Annotated in this window: 17 protein-coding genes, 1 tRNA gene and 1 pseudogene; 10 read left to right on the top strand and 9 right to left on the bottom strand. The window is 65.9% G+C overall.

All coding sequences use genetic code 11. The annotated features are described in order from the left end of the window. The first annotated feature begins 146 nt into the window (after positions 1-146). Positions 147-824 carry a Crp/Fnr family transcriptional regulator gene (locus tag ACFVVC_RS21140; RefSeq protein WP_013602309.1) on the top strand — a complete coding sequence of 226 codons (678 nt, stop codon included), beginning with the start codon at positions 147-149 and terminating at the stop codon, positions 822-824. Between the two features lie 87 nt (positions 825-911). On the opposite strand, the gene ACFVVC_RS21145 is transcribed toward ACFVVC_RS21140, so the two are convergent. The 3 genes from ACFVVC_RS21145 to ACFVVC_RS21155 are packed head-to-tail and all read right to left on the bottom strand — an operon-like array spanning position 912 to position 2,529. Beyond that, a complete protein-coding gene (locus tag ACFVVC_RS21145; RefSeq protein ID WP_026264606.1) occupies positions 912-1,823 on the bottom strand; it encodes an NUDIX hydrolase in 912 nt (303 codons plus the stop codon). A 15-nt stretch (positions 1,824-1,838) separates the two neighbouring features. Continuing rightward, positions 1,839-2,372: a RidA family protein gene (locus ACFVVC_RS21150; RefSeq protein ID WP_387457983.1), complete on the bottom strand. Its 534-nt coding sequence runs from the start codon at positions 2,370-2,372 to the stop codon at positions 1,839-1,841. A gap of 1 nt (position 2,373) precedes the next feature. Then, entirely contained in the window at positions 2,374-2,529 is a 156-nt protein-coding gene (locus ACFVVC_RS21155; protein WP_009359196.1) for a DUF4177 domain-containing protein, read from the bottom strand. Between the two features lie 37 nt (positions 2,530-2,566). Here ACFVVC_RS21155 and ACFVVC_RS21160 point away from each other — a divergent pair, with 37 nt between their 5' ends. The 5 genes from ACFVVC_RS21160 to ACFVVC_RS21180 all read left to right on the top strand — a co-directional run bounded on the left by ACFVVC_RS21160 (position 2,567) and on the right by ACFVVC_RS21180 (position 9,749). Then, positions 2,567-4,876 carry a transglycosylase domain-containing protein gene (locus ACFVVC_RS21160; RefSeq protein ID WP_387457988.1) on the top strand — a complete coding sequence of 770 codons (2,310 nt, stop codon included), beginning with the start codon at positions 2,567-2,569 and terminating at the stop codon, positions 4,874-4,876. Positions 4,877-4,882: 6 nt separating this feature from the next. Continuing rightward, complete coding sequence (locus ACFVVC_RS21165) at positions 4,883-5,827, top strand: metallophosphoesterase (RefSeq protein ID WP_387457991.1); 945 nt, start codon at positions 4,883-4,885, stop codon at positions 5,825-5,827. 132 nt (positions 5,828-5,959) lie between these two features. Continuing rightward, positions 5,960-7,768 carry an ABC transporter ATP-binding protein gene (locus tag ACFVVC_RS21170; protein WP_387457994.1) on the top strand — a complete coding sequence of 603 codons (1,809 nt, stop codon included), beginning with the start codon at positions 5,960-5,962 and terminating at the stop codon, positions 7,766-7,768. Further along, on the top strand, positions 7,765-9,591 hold the full coding sequence (locus tag ACFVVC_RS21175) for an ABC transporter ATP-binding protein (RefSeq protein WP_387457997.1): 1,827 nt from the start codon (positions 7,765-7,767) through the stop codon (positions 9,589-9,591). The genes ACFVVC_RS21170 and ACFVVC_RS21175 overlap by 4 nt, the downstream gene beginning before the upstream one ends. Before the next feature lie 81 nt (positions 9,592-9,672). Continuing rightward, positions 9,673-9,749: transfer RNA gene (locus tag ACFVVC_RS21180), tRNA-Pro, on the top strand. 161 nt (positions 9,750-9,910) lie between these two features. Here the strand turns inward: ACFVVC_RS21180 and ACFVVC_RS21185 are convergent. Beyond that, complete coding sequence (locus ACFVVC_RS21185) at positions 9,911-10,129, bottom strand: hypothetical protein (protein ID WP_387458000.1); 219 nt, start codon at positions 10,127-10,129, stop codon at positions 9,911-9,913. 130 nt (positions 10,130-10,259) lie between these two features. Between ACFVVC_RS21185 and ACFVVC_RS21190 the strand changes: the two genes are divergently transcribed. Continuing rightward, a complete protein-coding gene (locus tag ACFVVC_RS21190) occupies positions 10,260-11,525 on the top strand; it encodes a helix-turn-helix domain-containing protein (protein ID WP_387458003.1) in 1,266 nt (421 codons plus the stop codon). A 51-nt stretch (positions 11,526-11,576) separates the two neighbouring features. On the opposite strand, the gene ACFVVC_RS21195 is transcribed toward ACFVVC_RS21190, so the two are convergent. Together ACFVVC_RS21195 and purD are read right to left on the bottom strand one after the other, a co-directional pair. Next, a complete protein-coding gene (locus ACFVVC_RS21195) occupies positions 11,577-12,515 on the bottom strand; it encodes a phosphoribosylaminoimidazolesuccinocarboxamide synthase (RefSeq protein ID WP_387458006.1) in 939 nt (312 codons plus the stop codon). Between the two features lies 1 nt (position 12,516). After that, on the bottom strand, positions 12,517-13,833 hold the full coding sequence (purD, locus tag ACFVVC_RS21200; RefSeq protein WP_387458023.1) for a phosphoribosylamine--glycine ligase: 1,317 nt from the start codon (positions 13,831-13,833) through the stop codon (positions 12,517-12,519). A gap of 99 nt (positions 13,834-13,932) precedes the next feature. On the opposite strand from purD, the gene ACFVVC_RS21205 reads away from it, so the two are divergent. The 3 genes from ACFVVC_RS21205 to ACFVVC_RS21215 all read left to right on the top strand — a co-directional run bounded on the left by ACFVVC_RS21205 (position 13,933) and on the right by ACFVVC_RS21215 (position 17,023). Further along, positions 13,933-15,528, top strand: coding sequence for a molybdopterin-dependent oxidoreductase (locus tag ACFVVC_RS21205; protein ID WP_387458026.1), 1,596 nt, complete (start codon positions 13,933-13,935; stop codon positions 15,526-15,528). 61 nt (positions 15,529-15,589) lie between these two features. Then, the gene (locus ACFVVC_RS21210) at positions 15,590-16,606 is read left to right on the top strand and encodes an asparaginase (RefSeq protein ID WP_387458009.1); all 1,017 of its coding nucleotides are present in this window, start codon (positions 15,590-15,592) and stop codon (positions 16,604-16,606) included. Positions 16,607-16,645: 39 nt separating this feature from the next. After that, positions 16,646-17,023, top strand: a complete 378-nt coding sequence (locus ACFVVC_RS21215; protein ID WP_387458011.1) for a sterol carrier family protein — start codon at positions 16,646-16,648, stop codon at positions 17,021-17,023. On the opposite strand, the gene ACFVVC_RS21220 is transcribed toward ACFVVC_RS21215, so the two are convergent. From ACFVVC_RS21220 to ACFVVC_RS21230, 3 genes and pseudogenes are all read right to left on the bottom strand, one after another. Continuing rightward, positions 17,000-17,719, bottom strand: coding sequence for a Pr6Pr family membrane protein (locus ACFVVC_RS21220; RefSeq protein ID WP_387458014.1), 720 nt, complete (start codon positions 17,717-17,719; stop codon positions 17,000-17,002). The two genes, ACFVVC_RS21215 and ACFVVC_RS21220, sit on opposite strands and share 24 nt — an antisense overlap. Before the next feature lie 55 nt (positions 17,720-17,774). Next, positions 17,775-18,536: an SDR family oxidoreductase gene (locus ACFVVC_RS21225; RefSeq protein WP_387458017.1), complete on the bottom strand. Its 762-nt coding sequence runs from the start codon at positions 18,534-18,536 to the stop codon at positions 17,775-17,777. A 14-nt stretch (positions 18,537-18,550) separates the two neighbouring features. After that, positions 18,551-18,670: pseudogene (locus ACFVVC_RS21230) on the bottom strand (Asp/Glu/hydantoin racemase); the annotation flags it as partial. Positions 18,671-19,227 lie beyond the last annotated feature (557 nt).

Below are 19,227 nucleotides of genomic sequence, written 5' to 3' on the forward strand. Positions count from 1 at the left end.
CAATCTTCTGTGGGCTGCAATGCCCTCCCACTGACCCGGATCCGGTTGTTCGCGGGCGTTTCGGCTGCCAAGTTCGTCACAGAACCTTGAAAATTCTGAAACAATGGCACAAGCGCCACAGCCGATACTTTTACTCAGGAGATTTCATGGACATCGAGGTACTGCGCCGAGCACCCCTTTTCGCCACGCTCGACGACGACGCATTCCGTCTGCTGACGGACGAGCTCACCGAGGTGGACCTTTCCCGCGGCGCATCCGTGTTCCGCGAGGGAGACCAGGGTGACCAGCTCTACTTCATCGTCTCCGGCAAGGTGAAACTCGGCCGCACGTCCCCGGATGGCCGGGAATCCCTCCTCGCCATCCTCGGCCCGGGCGAGCTCTTCGGCGAGATGGCCCTGTTTGACCCCAGCCCCCGCACCGCCACCGCCACCGCGGTGTCGGAAACCCGCCTGGCCGGGCTCAAGAACGAGAGCCTGAACACCCTGCTTCGCACCCGCCCCGAGGTTTCCGCACAGCTGCTGCAGGCCCTGGCCCGCCGCCTGCGCCGCACCAACGACTCCCTGTCCGACCTTGTCTTCTCCGACGTCCCCGGCCGCGTGGCCAAGGCACTGCTGGACCTGGCAGACCGCTTCGGCCGGCCGGCAACCGACGGCGTCCTGGTGGCGCACGAGCTGACCCAGGAGGAACTGGCCCAGCTGGTGGGCGCGTCCCGCGAAACCGTCAACAAGGCCCTCGCCGAGTTCGTCCAGCGCGGCTGGCTCCGCCTCGAGGCCCGCGCCGTGGTCATCCTGGACATGCAGCGCCTCCGCCAGCGCTCCCGCTAGGACACACGAAAAAGGCCGCCCCCGAGGGGCGGCCTTTTTCGTGTCCGGAAACAATGAGGTGGTTGGGGCAGGCACAACCGCCTGGCTTCAGCGTTCGCGCTGGTGGTCCCCTGCCACGGTCTTGGCGGCTTCGACCTCAAGCATCAGCTTGCCGTCTTCCTCCACCAGGACCGGCTGGTACACGTGGGGCTTGCGCTTGTAGCTCAGGTAGGCGATGCAGCCGTTGGCGGCCGCCATCTTTTCGATCATAATCTCCGAGCCGGGGACCAGCAGCTCGCCCAAGGGACGGCCCACTGTGTTCTCCTGGCCTGCCTCGTCGCCGAGTGCGGTGGTATTTCTTTCCTGCACCACCTGCGCCGCGTTGACCCACCTGCCCCAGACGCCCTTGCCCTCAAGCAGCGAGGGTTCCTGGCCCAGCGGGACGGTGGCGGCAAAGTACCGGGTGTCGAACCGGCGGTGCGCAAAATCCGGGCTGCGCCAGTTGACCAGGGATTTGAGCAGGTCAGTACGCAGCGAGAGGCCACGCTTGCCCAGGACCTGGGCCAACGTCTTCTCCTGGTCCGCGACGGCGATGCGGGCACGCATCCACTCGGACGAGGACGTGGCTTCCACGGTGTTGGACATGTCCGGACCGGCCAGCAGGATGCCGGTCTCTTCGAAGAGCTCCCGGATGGCGCCCACCACGTGGCGCCGCGCCAGCCCGACGTCGGCCGTACCCATCTGCTCGGCCCAATGCTGCGGCGAGGGGCCAAGCCAGCCCATGGCGTCGTCGTCGGCCGGGTCCAGGGAACCGCCGGGGAAGGCGAGGACTCCCAGCGGCGAGGAACCGGGCCGGTAGCCCAGCCACGTCTCCAGGCCGGTGGGCGAATCACGCAGGAGGACCACGGAAGAGGCGTAGCGAGCGGCCCGGGGGGTCCGTTCGCCGTGTTCGAGCCAGCTTTGAGCCGCCCCTTCAAGGTCCTGGGGAAGTGCAAAAAGGCGTCGTGCGAGGTGAGGCAAGGGAAGTGACCGGTCCTAGCTGAATTCGGCGATCAGTTCGACTTCAACAGGAGAGTCGAGCGGAAGAACGGCAACGCCGACGGCGGAACGTGCGTGCTGCCCGGCATCGCCAAGGACACGGCCCAGCAGTTCAGAGGCGCCGTTGACCACGGCGGGCTGGCCCGTGAACGACGGGTCCGAGGAGACGAACCCCACCACCTTGACGATGCGGGTGATGCGGTCCAGGTCGCCGATGACGCTCTTGACCGCGGCCAGGGCGTTCACGGCACACACGGCGGCATACTTCTGCGCGTCCTCCGGGGACACCGTGGGCTCGTCGGCGAACCCTTCGGTACCGGCGGACACCTTGCCCGTAGCTTCGAGTTTGCCGTTAATGAACGGCAGTTGGCCGGAGGTGTACACGTGGTTGCCGGAGACGATGGCGGGGACGTAGGACGCCACGGGAGCGGCGACTTCCGGGAGCGTGATGCCAAGTTCCGCGAGGCGCTGCTCGACGGCGGACGCGGGCGCTGTTGCGGCGCCGGACGGGGCTTCTGCGGGGGTGCCCATGCTACTGCTTCTCCCTCTTGAGGTAGGCGACAAGGCCGTTGCCGTCGGGTCCGGGAACCACCTGGACAAGCTCCCAGCCGTCCTCCCCCCACTGGTCAAGGATCTGCTTGGTGGCGTGAATAATGAGCGGAATCGTCGCGTACTCCCATTTGGTCATGAGAGAAAGCGTAGCCCTTGCCGGTAAAGTGGAAAACATGGCGACTCGCAACAACCCCTTATTCGACACTGCCACCACACTGGGTAAGATCCTTCTTTTCCTCGGTGTGAGCGCGATTTGCGGTGTCCTGGTGGCGGGCCTTCTGGTCCCTGCCGCTGCCGTGTCCGGCAGCGCGGCAAGCGGTTCCATCAACTTCTTCGACTCCCTCCCTGCGGAACTGAAGGTTGACCCGCCCAGCCAGACCACCCGCATCCTGGCTGCCGACGGCAGCGAGATCGCCAGTGTCTACACGGAGAACCGCACCAAGGTTCCGCTGGACCAGATTTCGCCCAACATGAAGAACGCCATCATTGCCGTGGAGGACAGCCGCTTCTACGAGCACGGCGGCGTGGACACGACCGGCATCCTCCGCGCGCTGGTCGCCACCGCCCGCGGCAACAAGCAGGGCGCGTCCACCATCACGCAGCAGTACGTCAACAACGTGCTCAATGCGAACCTCGCCGCTGCCGGCGAAGAGGACCAGATCAAACTCAACGGCGTCAACAAGGGCGTGGGCGACAAGCTCCGCGAAATGAAGCTCTCCATCGCCCTGGAGAAGGAGTTCACCAAGGACCAGATCCTTGAGGGCTACCTGAACATCGTCTTCTTCAACCGGGACGCGTACGGCATCGAGGCCGCCTCCCGGTACTTCTTCAGCACCACCGCCAAGGACCTGACCCTCCCGCAGGCGGCACTCCTGGCGGGCCTGGTGAACAGCCCGTCCATGTTCGACCCCATCACCAATCCGGACAAGTCCAAGCAGCGCCGCGACCTGGTGCTCGGGCTGATGAAGGACCAGGGCAAGATCACCGCGGACGAATACCAGGCTGCAGTGGCCACCCCGGTTCAACCGAAGGTCACCCAGCCCAAGCAGGGGTGTGCCTACGCGGCCACCGCTCCGTACTTCTGCGACTACATCCTGCACCTGCTGGAGAACAACCCGGCCTACGGTGCGGACGTCAAGGACCGCCAGCGGCTGATCTACGGCGGCGGCCTGACCATCACCACCACCCTGGACCCCAAGGCCCAGGCCACCGCCCAGGAGCAGGCCGACGCCGCGGCCGGCGCCAACCCGGATAAGTGGGGTGCGTCCATGGTCTCGGTGCAGCCCGGCACCGGCAAGATCATCTCGATGGCCCAGAACACCTCGTTCCTGGCCGGGGCGGGCGGCTTCAATTCGCAGTTGAATTTCAACGTGGACAAGCTGGACAAGGACGGGAACGACCTCAACGGCATCGGCGGGTTCCAGCCAGGTTCCACCATGAAGCCGTTCACCTTCGCGGAGTGGCTCAACGAGGGCAAGACCATGAATACCGTGGTCAACGCAGCCCAGCGCGTCTACCCGCTGAACTTCCCTTGGAAGAACACCTGCGGCAAGGTCACGGGCGCCTACAACACAGCACAGAAGTCCCTGGGCGCCGCGGACGACCTCCAAAACGCCGAGCCGCAGTGGTACAAGCCGCTGAGCGTCCTTGAGGGCCTTTACAATTCCATCAACACCGTGACGTTCGCGTCCGCGGCACAGCTGGACTTCTGCGGCATCCAAAAAATCGCCGATGCTGTTGGCCTCCACAGCGGCCTCCCCTCGGCGGATGGCAGCGAGCCGCACCCGAAGATTGACATGATGACCCTGGGCAACTTGCTGGGTTCCACCCAGACGTCGCCGCTCACCATGGCCAGCGCGTTCGCCACGTTCGCGAACGACGGCAAGTACTGCGAACCTATTGCCATCACGTCGGTCACCGACGCCACCGGCAAGCAACTCCCGGCCCAGTCCAGCAGCTGCCGCGACGCCATCAAGCCCGAGGTTGCCCGCGGCGTGAACTATGCGCTGCAGGAAGTCATGAACAGGGGTTCGGGCGCGCTGATCCAGCCGCGTCTTTCCACCAAGACCAGCTTCCCGATCGGCGCCAAGACCGGTACGTCCAACCTCAACGGCTCCACCTGGGTGGTTGGCCACACCACCGGCCTGGCTACGGCTGCGTGGTTTGGTGACCCCTTGGGCGATCAGGGCCGTGCCGGCCAGAACATCACCGTCAACGGAAAGTTCTACCCAAGCATTGACGGTTACATGATCGCCGGTCCCATGTTCTCGAACTTCATGACGAAGATCGCGCCGGGCTACGGCACCAACCCGTTCCCGGCACCGCCGAGCAACATGGTCAACGGAACCACCACCAATTCCGCTCCCGCCCAGAACAGCCCGCAGGCAACTCAAGCCCCCGCGGCCCCTGCAACCCAGGCACCCGCCACCCAGGCCCCGGCCCCGAGCAACAACGGGAACGGCAATGGCAAGGGCAACGGCTAAGCACGCATGAGCATCGACAGCCTGGCAAGCCGCGCCCGTTCAATCGGGCGCGGCTTTGCCGTTGCCGCAGGTGCAGGAACTGCAGCCGGGATGGCGGCCTTCGGCTATGGCTTGTGGGAGAAGAACCAGTTTGTCCTCCGAGAGGAAACCCTGGCCATCCTCCCTCCCGGCCACAACCCGTTCCGCGTCCTGCACTTGAGCGACATCCACTTCGTGCCCGGGCAGCGCAAAAAGGCCGAGTGGCTCGCCTCCTTGGCGGACCTGCAGCCCGACCTGGTGGTGAACACGGGCGACAACCTCAGCCATGTGAAGGCAGTGGACCCGCTCCTGGCTGCGCTGCGGCCGCTGCTGCAGTTTCCCGGGGTCTTCGTACCGGGCTCCAACGACTACTTTGCCCCCACGTTCAAGAACCCCGCGTCTTACCTGATGGGACCCTCCAAGGCCGCGCCGAAGCCCACCGCCCTGGATTGGCCCCGCCTTCGGTCCGGGTTCGGCATGGGCGGCTGGGTGGACCTGACCAACCGCAACCAGTCCCTGATCCTGAACGGCATGCGCTTCGACTTCTCCGGTGTGGACGATCCGCACCTGAACCGCGAGCGCTACGCCGGCTGGCCGCGCGGCACGGTCAACCAGGACGCCAACGACCACCTCAAGGTCGCGGTCATCCACGCCCCGTACCAGCGGGTGCTGGACCACTTCACGGAAAGCGGTGCGGACCTCCTGCTCGCCGGCCACACGCATGGCGGCCAGCTGTGCATCCCTGGGTACGGTGCCGTCGTCGCCAACTGCGACCTCCCCACCTGGCGCGCGAAGGGCCTGAACGACTGGACCAGCAACGGGCGCACGACGCCGGTCAACGTCTCCGGGGGCATCGGTACCTCGCGCTTCGCCCCGGTAAGGATCGCCTGCAAGCCGGAGGCAGTCCTGCTGACGCTGACTTCCCGCGGCTGACCAGTCCATTACGGACTGCTATAACTGGGCGAGCCGGCCGCGCGGTCGGCAACCCTTGTGAATCGTCTCACCCCATGGCATAGGGTTGTTGCCAGAGGAAACTACATTCGTTTTAGAGCTTGAGAAGCGGGCATGGCCAAGCAGACTCCATTTTTCAGATCAATCAGCCGTCTTTATCCGCACGTCCGGCCCATCATCCCCCGGCTTTTGCTGGGGCTTCTTTGTGCGCTGGCGGCCAGCATCGTTGCCCTGACCATCCCCCAGGTGCTGCGCGTCCTGGTCAACACGGCGCTGCAGCCGGGGGCCGCCGCGGACGGGGTGTGGGTCTCCGCCGGTGTCATCCTGGTGCTGGGCGTCGCCGAGGCCGGCCTGGTGGCGCTCCGCCGCCAGTTCGTCATCAACCCCGCCACTACCGTGGAAACCAGGATGCGGGTCTCGCTCTACGACCACCTCCAGGAATTGACTGTCTCCTTCCACGACCGCTGGGGTTCCGGCCAGCTGCTCTCCAGGGCCATGACGGACCTGAACTTCCTCCGCCGGTGGATGGCCTTCGGCGCCATCATGCTGGTGGTCACCACCCTCACCGTGATCATCGGCATCGTGGCCATGTTCGCCATGAGCTGGCAGCTGGCGCTGATCTTCCTCGCCGCTGCCGTTCCCATCACCATCAACAGCTTCCGGTTCCGCACCCGGTTCAGCAAGGTGGCCCGGCGCAGCCAGGACCAGGCCGGCGATCTCGCCACCACGGTGGAGGAATCGGTCCACGGCATTCGCGTGCTCAAGGCGTTTGGCCGCAGCCGGGAAGCCTTGGAGAATTTCAACGAACAGGCCGAGGAACTGCGCCAGACCGAAATCGAAAAGGCGCGCCACCAGGCCACCTTCACCATGGTGGTCACCCTGCTCCCCGAACTCGCACTCGGAACCGGCCTGGTGGTGGGCGTCATGCTGTGTGCCAGTGGCCAGCTGAGCATCGGCTCCCTGGTGGCGTTCTTCGCAACGGCCGCCGTCATCGCCTCGCCGGTGGAATTTTCCGGCATGCTGCTGGCCATGGCACTCACGGCGAAGACCGCCGTCGACCGCCACTACGAGGTGATGGATACGCAAAACACCATCACCAGCCCCGCCGAGCCGCGCCGCCCGGCCGAACTCGCGGGCGCACTGCGCTTCGACAACGCAACGTTCGCCTTCGAGGACGCCCCGGACAAACCGATCCTCAGGGACATCAACCTCGAGGTGCGGCCCGGCGAAACCATGGCCCTGGTGGGCATCACCGGCAGCGGCAAAAGCGCGCTCATCCAGCTGGTCCCCCGCCTTTACGACGTCACCGCCGGGGCCATCAGCATCGATGGCGTGGACATCCGCGACTTCGACGTTGAGGAATTGCGCAGGATCGTCGGAGTGGCCTTCGAAGACACCACGCTGTTCTCCAATTCCGTCCGGGACAACGTCCTCCTCGGCGCGCCGGTACGCAGCGAAGAGGTCCTGGAGGAGGCCCTGGACGTGGCGCAGGCGCACTTCTCCTACTCCCTGCCACAGGGCGTGGACACGCTGATCGGCGAGGAAGGCCTCAGCCTGTCCGGCGGCCAGCGCCAGCGCATTGCCCTGGCACGCGCCATCGCCGCCCGTCCACGCGTCCTGGTCTTGGATGATCCCCTCTCAGCCCTGGACGTCCACACCGAGGAACTGGTGGAAGCGCGCCTCCGTGAGGTCCTCAAGGACACCACCACCCTGATCGTGGCGCACCGGCCGTCCACCGTGGCCCTGGCCGACCGGGTGGCGTTGCTGGAAGACGGCCGCATCACCGCCGTCGGCACGCATACGGAACTGCTGGCCGGCAACCAGCATTACCGGCACGTCATCGCCAGCCTGGAGCGGGAGCCGCGTGACCTTGACTCCGAGCTGTCCGCCCTTGAGGACCAGGCAGAGGGAGTGAACCGATGAGCACGGCAACGTTCGGCACCGCCAACGAGGACAACGCCCACCTCAGCAAGAGTGACAGCAAGGCGGTCCGACGACGGTCGATCGCCTTGCTGGGGTCCCTGATCCGGCCGGTGCGGATGTGGTTCTGGCTGACCATCGCCATGGTGGTCCTGTCCCAGGCGGCCCGGGTGGCCGGCCCGGCGCTGATCGCCTTCGGCATCGACCATGCCCTCCCGGCCCTCCGTTCAGGTGACAACCTCCCGCTGGTGTTCACCGGCGTCGCCTACTTGCTGGCGGCGATAGCGACGGCGGGCCTCACCGCCCTGTACGTCACCTCCACGGCACGGCTCAGCCAGGCCATGCTGCTGGACCTGCGCGTCCGGGTCTTCCGGCACACCCAGCGGCTCAGCCTGGAATTCCACGAAAAATACACGTCCGGCCGGATCATTGCCCGCCAGACCTCGGACCTGGAGGCGTTGCGCGAACTCCTCGATTCAGGCGTCAGCTCGCTGGCTTCCGGGATGCTCTTCATGGCGTTCACCGCCGCCACCATCTTTGCCCTGGACTGGCGCAGCGGCCTGCTGGTGCTCGCTGCCGGCGTGCCCATGTTCTTCCTGGCCCGCTGGTACCAGAAGCATTCCCAGATCGCCTTCCGCGAATCACGGGTGGTTTCCGCCCGGCTGATCGTGCACTTCGTCGAAACCATGACCGGCATTCGGGCGGTCAAGGCCTTCCGCAAAGAAAAGGAAAACTCCGAAACCTACGGCAACCTCGCCGAGGACTACCGCCTGGTCACGGTCCGCTCCATCAACCTCAACGGCATCTTCCAGCCAGGACTGGTACTGATCGGCAACGTCTGCGTGGCGGTGGTGCTGCTGGTCGGCGGCTTCCGGGTGTTGGGCGGCGACCTTGCCGTGGGCGTCCTCCTGGCCCTCATCCTCTCCACCAAGCGGTTCTTCCAGCCCGTGGACCAGATGGCCATGTTCTACAACTCGTTCCAGAGCGCGCAGGCAGCCCTCGAAAAGGTGTCCGGGCTCCTTGAGGAAGTACCCACGGTCCGGCCGCCGAAGAACCCTGTCCCGCTTCCCGAAGCCACCGGGCGCATCGACTTCAAGGACGTCGAATTCCGCTACGGCGACGGACCCGTGGTGGTGCCCCTCCTGAACCTGCATATCCCGGCCGGACAGACCGTCGCCCTGGTGGGACAGACCGGCGCCGGCAAGTCCACCCTGGCCAAACTCATCGCCCGGTTCTACGACGTCACCTCGGGACACCTCATGCTTGACGGCGTGGACCTTCGCGACCTTGCCACCACCGACCTCCGCCGGAACATCGTCATGGTCACCCAGGAAGCCTTCCTGTTCAGCGGCTCGGTGGCGGACAACATCGCCCTGGGCCGGCCGGAAGCAACACGTGACGAGATCGAGGAAGCGGCCAAGGCCGTTGGGGCGCACGACTTCATCCTGGAACTCCCCGAGGGCTACGACACCGACGTCAACAAGCGCGGCGGCAGGGTCTCCTCCGGGCAGCGGCAGTTGATCAGCTTCGCCAGGGCCTTCCTGGCACGGCCGGCAGTACTGATCCTGGACGAGGCCACCTCCTCCCTGGACATCCCCTCTGAACGGCTCGTGCAGGCCGGGCTGGCCCGCCTGCTCGCCGGGACGGAGGCGGCGCGCAGGACGGCACTGATCATCGCGCACCGGCTGTCCACCGTCGAGACAGCTGACCGGGTCCTGGTGGTGCACGACGGCCGGATCGTGGAGGACGGTACCCCGGAGGAACTGATCGGCGGCGGCGGCCGCTTCGCGGACCTTCACGGGGCCTGGAAGGATTCCTTGGTCTAAGCCGACTCGCGGCCCCTGGGGCCGGATTTCGCATCGGGCCCCGCCATCGGCTATCCTTGTAAAGTTGCTTTTGCAGCGGATCGGGATGTAGCGCAGCTTGGTAGCGCGCTTCGTTCGGGACGAAGAGGTCGCAGGTTCAAATCCTGTCATCCCGACCATAACGAAAAGAGGGTCTCCACTGGAGGCCCTCTTTTCGCGTCTCTATTTGGTTACGCACCTTCCGCAAACCGGCCGCTGCGAAGGCCACCACCCGCTTAAAAGGAATGGCCCCGGAGCCGTTGCTCCGGGGCCATCCTCGCCTCCTGGGTGAGGAAGCTGTTTATGCAGGATCAGGCCAGTTGCCCACGTACGTGGTGTAGGTAGTGCTCGTGGTCTTGTCCTTCTTCACCTTTGCGGAGGCGGGATCAGGCCAGTTGCCTACTGCTACAGACACACTCGAATTATCGGCGACGGAGCCTGAGGCCAGGACAGCCGGAGCTGCCGCGGAAAAAGCCAGGGCCCCGGCCAGGACGGCCGCGGTTGCGATCTTCTTCAACATATAAGTTCCTCAATACGAGTCGGATTCGTTACAAAGCCAGCACTGTCCTTGTTGACACACATTGTAAAATATTTTCCACAGGGGCTGTCAAGCATCCGTCAGCCCTACTTGTCCCAAAAGGAGGATACGCGTGGGCAACGGGTTCGGAGAAAAGCTCCGCGCGGAGCGCCTTGAGCGCGGACTGACACAGGCCGAACTGGGCAAGGACCTGTACTCACCCAGCTACATTTCGCTGCTCGAAACCGGCCGGCGCGAACCGACGGCTGAAGTCATCGAGGAACTGGCGCGCAGGCTGGAGTTGGCACCGAAGGCCCTGGAGGCCTGGAGCCAACCCATTTCCGTGAGCGACGCCGAGTACGTGCTGGCCGGCCTCTACGCCCGGCAGGCGTGGGACCTGCGCGACTATCCCCTGGCGGCAAGCCACGCGGCCACGGCAGCGAAGATCGCCCTTGAGGGGCGGAACACCAGTGCGTGGTGGAACATGACGTACATGCAGGCCGAGTGCCTGATCAAGCAGGGCAACTGGCGGGAAGCCCAGAAGATCATGGAACACCTGCTGGAACATCCCATGGCCAGGGAGTCGGCAGGGCTTGCTGTGCGGGCACACCAGATGCTGGCCGGCATCTACCAGGGGCAAGGCCAGCTGAGCCTCGCCGTGGACCAGGGTATCCAGGCCGTGGACCTCTGCAAGCAGCTCCCCAAGGGATCAACCCTCATCATCAACGCCCACCACGCCCTCATCGGTGCGCTGGCCGAGAGTGGACGGCTCGATGACGCCTGGGGGTATTGCCAGGACATGATCGAGCACGTGGACGAGCTCTCCATGAGCCAGCTCGCCGGCGAGGTGGCCTGGGTGGTGGGAAACGTCGCCTTCATGCGGCACGACTACACGGAGGGCGTGAAGCACCACGAGCGGGCGGCACGGCTGCTCTCCCCCGCCAATGACATCGGACTGTGGGCCCGGTTCAACAAGGCATCCGCCGCAGTCCGGCTCTCCTCCGGAATCGTCGAACCGGAAACCCTGTCCGCGATCGAACGCGCCGAACTGGCGTTGTCGATCGTGGGGGGAAACAAGTCCGACCAGCTGGAGGTTGCCTTCATCCGCGCCCGCTGGCTGTACCTGACCGGGGACATCGTGGCCGCCGTCGAGAAGCTCCGCGAAATCCACGCCGAGCGCGCAAGCCTCGCCAAGCACACGGCCGGTGAGGTCTCGCTCCTCCTGGGCAAGTCACTCAAGGCTGCCGGTGACATCGAGGAAGCCCTGGTGCACCTGGAGGAAGCCCAGAAGGCCTTTGCCGCGGCAGGCGCCCAGGACAGGGTCCAGCAGGCCTTGGACGCGATCCTGGAAATCAAGCTGGCCCAGAAGCGCGCGGCTGCTGCCGCGAAAGCCAGCTGACCGAAGCCAGGTGAACCCCGCGGTGGCGGGTCCACCTGGCTTAGCCGCGTGTCAGGCGAAGTTCTTTCCGGTGATCTTCTCGTACGCCTCGACGTACCGGCTGCGGGTGCGTTCCACCACGTCGGCAGGCAGCGCCGGCGGCGGGGTGTCGGATGACCGGTCCCAGCCGGACGCGGCAGAGGTCAGCCAGTCCCGCACGTACTGCTTGTCGTAGGAGGGCTGGGCCTGGCCCGGTTTATAGGTTGCGGCGTCCCAGAAACGGGAAGAATCAGGGGTCAGCACCTCGTCGCCCAGGGTGATGGACCCGGAGACGGCGTCGTAGCCGAACTCCACCTTGGTGTCCGCCAGGATGATGCCCCGTTCCCGCGCGACCTTCTCCGCCGTGGTGTAGATCTTCAAGGTCAGCTCGCTCAGCCGGGCAGCGATGTCATCCCCCACCAGCGCCACCACGGCGTCGTAGGTGATGTTCTCGTCGTGCTCGCCGATCAGTGCCTTGGCCGACGGCGTGAAGATGGCGTGCTCCAGGCGCGAGCCGTCCACCAGCCCCTCCGGGAGCGGGATATCGCACACCGTCCCGGATGCCTTGTACTCCAGCAGCCCTGAACCCGTGAGGTAGCCGCGGGCAATGCACTCCACCGGGAACATGTCCAGCTTCTTGCAGATCATGGCCCGGCCTTCCACCTCGGCGGGCACGCCGTCTTCCACCGTGGACCCGAGCACATGGTGCTCGACGCCCAATTGGTCGAACCACCAGAGGCTCAGCTGGGTGAGGATGCGGCCCTTGTCCGGGATCTCGCTGGAGAGCACATGGTCAAAGGCGCTGATGCGGTCGCTGGCTACCACCAGGACGCAGTCCTGGCCCAGGCGCTGCACGATCGATTCGTCGGCAGGTTCGTAAAGGTCGCGGACCTTGCCGGAGTAGACGTGCGTCCAACCCGGCAGTTCCAGGGTGTCGGTGGCGTAGCCTCGGTTCTCGGACGTTCCACTCATGTCAGGCCTTCGCTTTCACTACGGGCAGCGATCCGGTGGCACCGTACGGCACCTTGATTTCCCCGCGGGTTGCCTTGCGGGCAATGTCGCTGCGGTACTGGGATCCTTCAAGCTGGACCAGCTCGACGCCGTCGTATGCCCTTTCCCGGGCCTCCACCAGGTCACTGCCCAGGGCGACGACGGCCAGGACGCGGCCGCCCGCGGAGACCACCTTGCCCTCGTCGTCCAAGGCGGTGCCGGCATGGATGACGTGCACGCCGTCGAGGGCGTCCACTTTCTTGAGTCCGCGGATCCGGTCGCCCGTTCGGGGCGTGTCAGGGTAATTTTCCGAGGCCACGACGACGGCGACGGCAGCGTCCTTGGACCAGCGCAGCTCCTCCGCCTTGTCCAGTTCGCCCTTGGCGGCTGCCATGAGCAGCGCACCCAGCGGGGTCTTGAGCCGGGCGAGGACCGCCTGCGTTTCGGGGTCGCCGAAACGGACGTTGAATTCAATGACACGGGTTCCGCGGGAGGTCAGCGCCAGCCCCACGAACAGGACGCCCACGAAGGGAGTGCCACGGCGCGCCATCTCGTTCACGGTGGGCTGCGCCACCCGGTCAAGGACTTCCTGCACCAGGCCCTCGGGGGCCCACTCGAGCGGGGTGTAGGCGCCCATCCCGCCGGTGTTGGGGCCTTCGTCGTTGTCGAAGATGCGCTTGAAATCCTGGGCGGGTGAGAGTGCCACGGTGTTCTGCCCGTCGCAGAGGACAAACAGGGAAACCTCGGGGCCGTCCAGGAACTCCTCTATCACCACGGATCCACCGGCGTCGAAGCACGACTGGGCGTGGGCCAGGGCTTCGTCCCGGTTCCTGGTGACCACCACGCCTTTGCCGGCGGCCAGGCCGTCGTCCTTCACCACATACGGAGCGCCGAAGGTGTCCAGCGCGGACGCTGCCTCTTCGGCGTTGGTGGCCACCATGGCCATGGCCGTGGGAACGCCTGCCTCCGCCATGACCTCCTTGGCGAACGCTTTCGACGCCTCCAGCTGTGCTGCTGCCTTGCTGGGCCCGAAAACGGGGATGCCGGCGGCGCGGACGGCGTCGGACACACCTGCGGCCAGCGGAGCCTCGGGGCCCACCACCACGAGGTCGACCGTGAGCCGGGCAGCCAGCTCGGCAACAGCCTGGGGATCGTTGCCGTTGATGTTGTAGGTGGGTACCAGCTTGCTGATACCGGCATTGCCGGGCGCCGCGTGGACTTCGGACACGTTGGGGTCGGCAAGCAGGGAGCGGACAATGGCGTGTTCGCGGCCTCCGGGGCCAATGACGAGTACCTTCACAGTCTCCAAGGGTACTTTGTGCACCCTTCCCGCTCCTAAGCTGTGACCTTCCCGGCCGGGCCGGTCAATCCGGACTACCTGCCGCTCCGAACCATCACCATGACAAAGCTTCGGAACCACATGACCGGCCCCTCCGCCCTGGCCGCCCTGGCAGGTGTGGTGGCAGCCGCCGTCGTCCTTGCCGTTGCGGAGCTGATCGGTGCCTTCTTCACCGCCAGGGCGACCCCGCTGTTCGCCTTGGGATCCACCTTCATTGACTTCACGCCGCCCCGGCTGAAGGACTTTGCGATTGCCACCTTCGGCACCAACGACAAGACTGCCTTGTTCGTGGGCATGGGGCTAACTATCGCGGTGCTCGCCTGCGTCCTGGGCGTCGTGGCCTACCGGAAATGGGTCCTGGGCGTCCTGGGCGTCCTGTTCATGGGCGCGGTGATCGTTGCGTGTGTCGTGACGCGTGCAGGCGTCAGCGGAGTTGACGCCATCCCGTCCGTACTGGGGACGATGGCTGGCCTGGTGGCCCTCCGCCTGCTGGTGGCACCGCTCTGGCGGCTGAAGGAAAACAAGCCATGGCCCGAGGCTCCGGCGGACCAGGCAGCCGACGCCGATGCCCGGCCGGGGCACGAAGGCGCCAGCCGTCGTCGTTTCTTCGCAGCGGCAGGGATCACCGCGGTGGCCGCCGGCATCGCCGCGACCGGCGGACGGTTGCTGGGCGCGGCGCGCAACAACGTGGCCAAGGCCCGCGAAGCGCTCACCCTGCCGGCGCCGGCCAAAGCCGCAGCCGCGGTTCCCGCCGGCGTGCAGTCCCCCGTCCCTGGCGTCACGCCATGGTTGACGGACAACGGCGACTTCTACCGGATCGACACCGCGCTGAGCGTCCCGGAAATCAACGTCAACGACTGGGAACTGCGGGTCCACGGCCTCGTGGAGCAGGAAGTCACCCTAACGTTCCAGGACCTCCTGGACGCCAGCCTGATCGAATCGCACGTCACCCTCACCTGCGTCTCCAACCCCGTGGGCGGCAACCTCGCCGGAAATGCCAAATGGCTGGGCATGCCCATCCGCGACGTCCTGGCCCGGGCCAAGCCCAAGGACGGGGCGGACATGGTGCTCTCCAAGTCCATCGACGGCTTCAGCGCCTCCACTCCCCTGGAGGTCCTGCAGGACGGGCGCGACGCCATGCTGGCGATCGGCATGAACGGGGAGCCGCTGCCGCTGGAGCACGGCTACCCGGTGCGGATGGTGGTCCCGGGGCTCTACGGGTTCGTCTCCGCCACCAAATGGGTGGTGGACCTGGAGGTCACCCGGTTCGCGGACAACAAGGCCTACTGGACCGAGCGTGGCTGGTCCGAACGCGGCCCCATCAAGACAATGGCGCGCGTGGAGGTACCCAAGTCCTTCGCCAAGGTTCCCGCCGGAAAAGTCGCCGTTGGCGGCACTGCCTGGGCACAGACCCGGGGAATCACCAAGGTCGAAATCCAGATCGACAACGGCGAATGGACCGAGACGGTCCTCTCCACGGAAGCCTCCACCGTCACCTGGCGGCAGTGGTCCTACGAATGGGATGCCACGCCGGGCCCGCACTACATCAAGGTCCGCGCCACCGACGGTACCGGGCAGGTGCAGACGGACCAGCGCGCAGATCCCGTCCCTGACGGCGCGTCGGGCTGGCAGTCGGTGATGGTGACAGTTCAATAGCCGCCCGCGCCAGCGCCTGCTGGTGGCCCGCCATCCGCAGGCCGGCCCATAGACTGGCAGTATGCCGCACAATCCGCATGCCACCTTCACCGTTGACTCCGCCGTCGAACTGGCCGTGATCGAACGCAGCGGTTTCGTGGAGTCCCGGCACATCGGCTCTGCGGTGCTCGTCGCCGCCGACGGCTCGGTGGTCACCGAGCTAGGCGACATCAACACCCCCATCTATGCCCGGTCCACCCTCAAACCCTTCCAGGCGCTGGCGTCCATGCAGTCAGGTGTACCGCTTCGGGGCGCCCAGGTGGCCATCGCGTGCGGCAGCCACACCGGTTCGCTGGACCATATGGATGTGGTGGCTGGCATGCTCAAGGCGGCGGGCGTACGGGAAGACCAGCTGCAGTGCCCGGAAGCCTGGCCGGAAGATGAAACGGCCAGGAACTGGCTGGTCCGATCCGAAAAAGGCAAGTCCCGGCTGGCCTACAACTGTTCCGGCAAGCACGCCGCCTTTCTCTGGGCCTGCACCGAAAACGGCTGGGACACCCACAGCTACCTGGAACCCAACCACCCCCTGCAGCAGCGCGTCCGCACCGTCATCGAGGAATATACCGGCGAGCGGATCGCCCACCTGGGCATCGACGGCTGTGGTGCGCCCGTGGCCGCAGTTTCGTTGAAAGGACTGGCGCTCGCCTACTCGCAGCTGGCCAAGGCTCCCGGCGACCACAGCTTCAGCGCCAGGGCCGCCACGATCGCCACCTCCATGCTCGACTACCCCTGGGCGGTGCAGGGCCGGGGCGAAGCGAACACCCTGGTAATGGACGAGCTGGAAATCATCGCCAAAATCGGTGTCGAAGGCGTCCTGGCGATGGCCACCCCGCAAGGCGTCTCGGTGGCCGTCAAGATTCTCGACGGAAACGTCAGGGCAACCTCACTGGTGGCCCTCACCCTGCTCGCGGCCGCCGGGGCCGTGGAGATTCCCGGAGTCGCCAGCGCCCTGGAAAAAGTGGTGGCACCGGTCCTCGGGGGCGGCCGGCCAGTGGGAAAGATCCGGCTGGGCCCGGCGGTATCCGCCCTCCTGGACTAGCCCCAGATTCCCTGCCGACGCCAAAGGAAGATTGAAAGCATGGCCATAGCCCGCCGTCGTATTGATGTCCACGAGGGCAAAGCAGCAGTAAAGGCGTGGCTGGAAGCCGCCCTGTCGCCGTCGGACGATCCCCTCCCGCGGGCTGCCCTGGCCACGGCCGTGCGGTATTCCTTGGAGGAAGTGACCGCACGGGCACCGGGAAATTCCGTGGAAGTGCGCGTCCCGCCGTTCGGCGTCACCCAGTGCGTAGAGGGCCCACGCCACACCCGCGGCACCCCACCGAACGTGATTGAGTGCGACGCCGCCACCTGGCTGGCGATGGTCACCGGCCAGGTGGCGTGGGCGGACGCAGTGGCAGCCGGCAAAGTGGCAGCCTCGGGCCTGCGCGCAGACTTATCGGCCCTGCTGCCCCTCTAGCCCCGGCTCGTCGCCCGCGTGCCTGCCACGGGCGGTGCGGGGCCCTCCGGCCCCCTCCGCCGAGGAAATCCGTGCCGGGTGGGGGACCGAGTCCTGCAGTTTCGTGGACAGGGCCGCCACGACCGCGAAGGCAAACGCGGCCACGGCAATAAGGACCGACATCACCGCAACCGTGCCGTAGCCGGCTGTCCTCGGGTCCAGGAACGGATAGGGATACCAGTCCACGATGGGGCCCCGGACCAGGCTGTAGGCCAGGTACAGCAAGGGAAAAGCCAGCCACACCAGGGATGTCCGGACCGGAATCCGCACCCGCGGGAGGTCCACCAGCCAGTCGATCACCATGACGGTGGGGACGGTGTAGTGGAGCACCACGTTGACCCACGGGATGGGGGTGTTGACGTCGATATCGCTCAGCAACAGGCTGTAGGTGATCCCGGTGATGGTCATGTACACGGTGGCCGCACCGCGGAGGAGTTCAAGCCACCGCGGGCTTGCTCCCTTCCAAGCGAACCATCCGGCGATCCCCAGGGTCACGAAGGCGATGATGTTGGACTCTATGGTGAAGTAGCTGAAGTAGTTTCCGGCGCTGGCGCCCGGTACGTTCTGCACCAGGTGCAGCAACTGGAACAGCACCGCCACGAACCCCAGCAGCGCGAACCAAAAGCGGAAAAGTGCAAGTCCCCTGTTTGCGGTCATGAGCCGATCCTAGGCTCTGGGCGGCCACCCGCCCCGCCACGGCTGCCCGGCGTGCCTACCCGCGGCCGATGAACGGCATTCCCGCGGCGGTAACCACTACTGAGCCTACGCTGGCCGACGCCGGCATGCTGGCCATCATCAACACCGCACGCGCCGCGTCCGCCACCGGAAACATCGGTTCCACCTTGCGGCTGCCGTCCGCCTGCAACGCCCCGGAACCGACACCGATGGTGTCCATGATGTCGGTGGCGGTGTTGCCGATATCGATCTGGCCGCACGTGATGCCGTAGCCGCGGCCGTCCAACTCGATGCTCTTGGTCAGCCCTGTCATCGCGTGCTTGGTGACCGTGTAGGCCACGGTCCGGGGCCGGGGCGAGTGGGCGGAGATGGACCCGTTGTTGATGATGCGGCCACCCTGGGGCTCCTGCGCCTTCATGGTTCTGACCGCCGCGGCCGCGCACAGCATGGACCCGGTAAGGTTCACGGCCACCGTGGCGTTCCAGTCTTCCAGGCTGATTTCGTCCACACCGGCCGATGGGCCGAAGACCCCGGCGTTGTTGAACAGGACGTCCACGCGCCCCCACTCCTGGCGGACGGCCTCGAAAAGCCGCTCGACGTCGTCGGGCCGGGTGACGTCGCAGGGCACCACCAGGGCGTCCGGGCTGCCGTCCGCCGTTTCCCTCAGCTGTGCCTCGCGCCGCCCGGCAAGTGCCACACGATAGCCGTCGGCCAGCATCTGCCGGGCCACCTCCCGGCCGATGCCGGAACCGGCTCCGGTGACGACGGCGACACGGGCGGCGGGCTGTGGGGTGTTCATGCGGTTCTCCTGGCCTAAAGCTGTGCCGGAACGGCCGGCTGGTGCAGCGGCCAGCCTATGACGGTCTTGGGCCGGGATGCAGCGAAGGTCCGCACTTTGGAGGTGGACAGGCGCATGCGCACCAACGAATCGGCGGTGTTGTAGAGGGTGGGGCTGATGCTCGTGCCTGACGCCGCGCTGGCGGAATCGCAAAGGGCTTCGATGGTGCCAGACGGGTGGACAGTACTGGCTGACGGCTTTGTCAGGTCCTTGTCCGCGTCCACGCCCGCCGATGGTGGGGTTCGCATGGGGGTCTCAATTCTTGGGCCGATTCCGAGTGGTGAGTCCGACCGGAGGTCATTGCTTTTATTCCACATTGCGGAAGTTAGATATTGACTAGTGAAATAAGCGTATGACCCAGGTCACGGCCGGTCAAGCGACGCAGCCGCCGCATTCCGGTCACAAACGGTCGATTGCCGCCGATATGCGTCTTCCGGGACGGGGTAATGACCTTCGCATTGACCCGCCGGACCGGTCTCAGTAATCTCATATTGCAATAATGTTTTCTCACAATACGAAAACATGCGCAGATGCGTTCAACGATGAAAAGAGGCTGCCGTGGCTGCAGGAGAAGAGACCTCCCATATCCTCAGCGGGTTGACTAACCAGCTGCCTGATCGTGATCCGGAAGAGACTGCCGAGTGGGTTGAGT

The sequence above is a fragment of the Pseudarthrobacter sp. NPDC058196 genome (assembly GCF_042882685.1).
GTDB lineage: Bacteria > Actinomycetota > Actinomycetes > Actinomycetales > Micrococcaceae > Arthrobacter.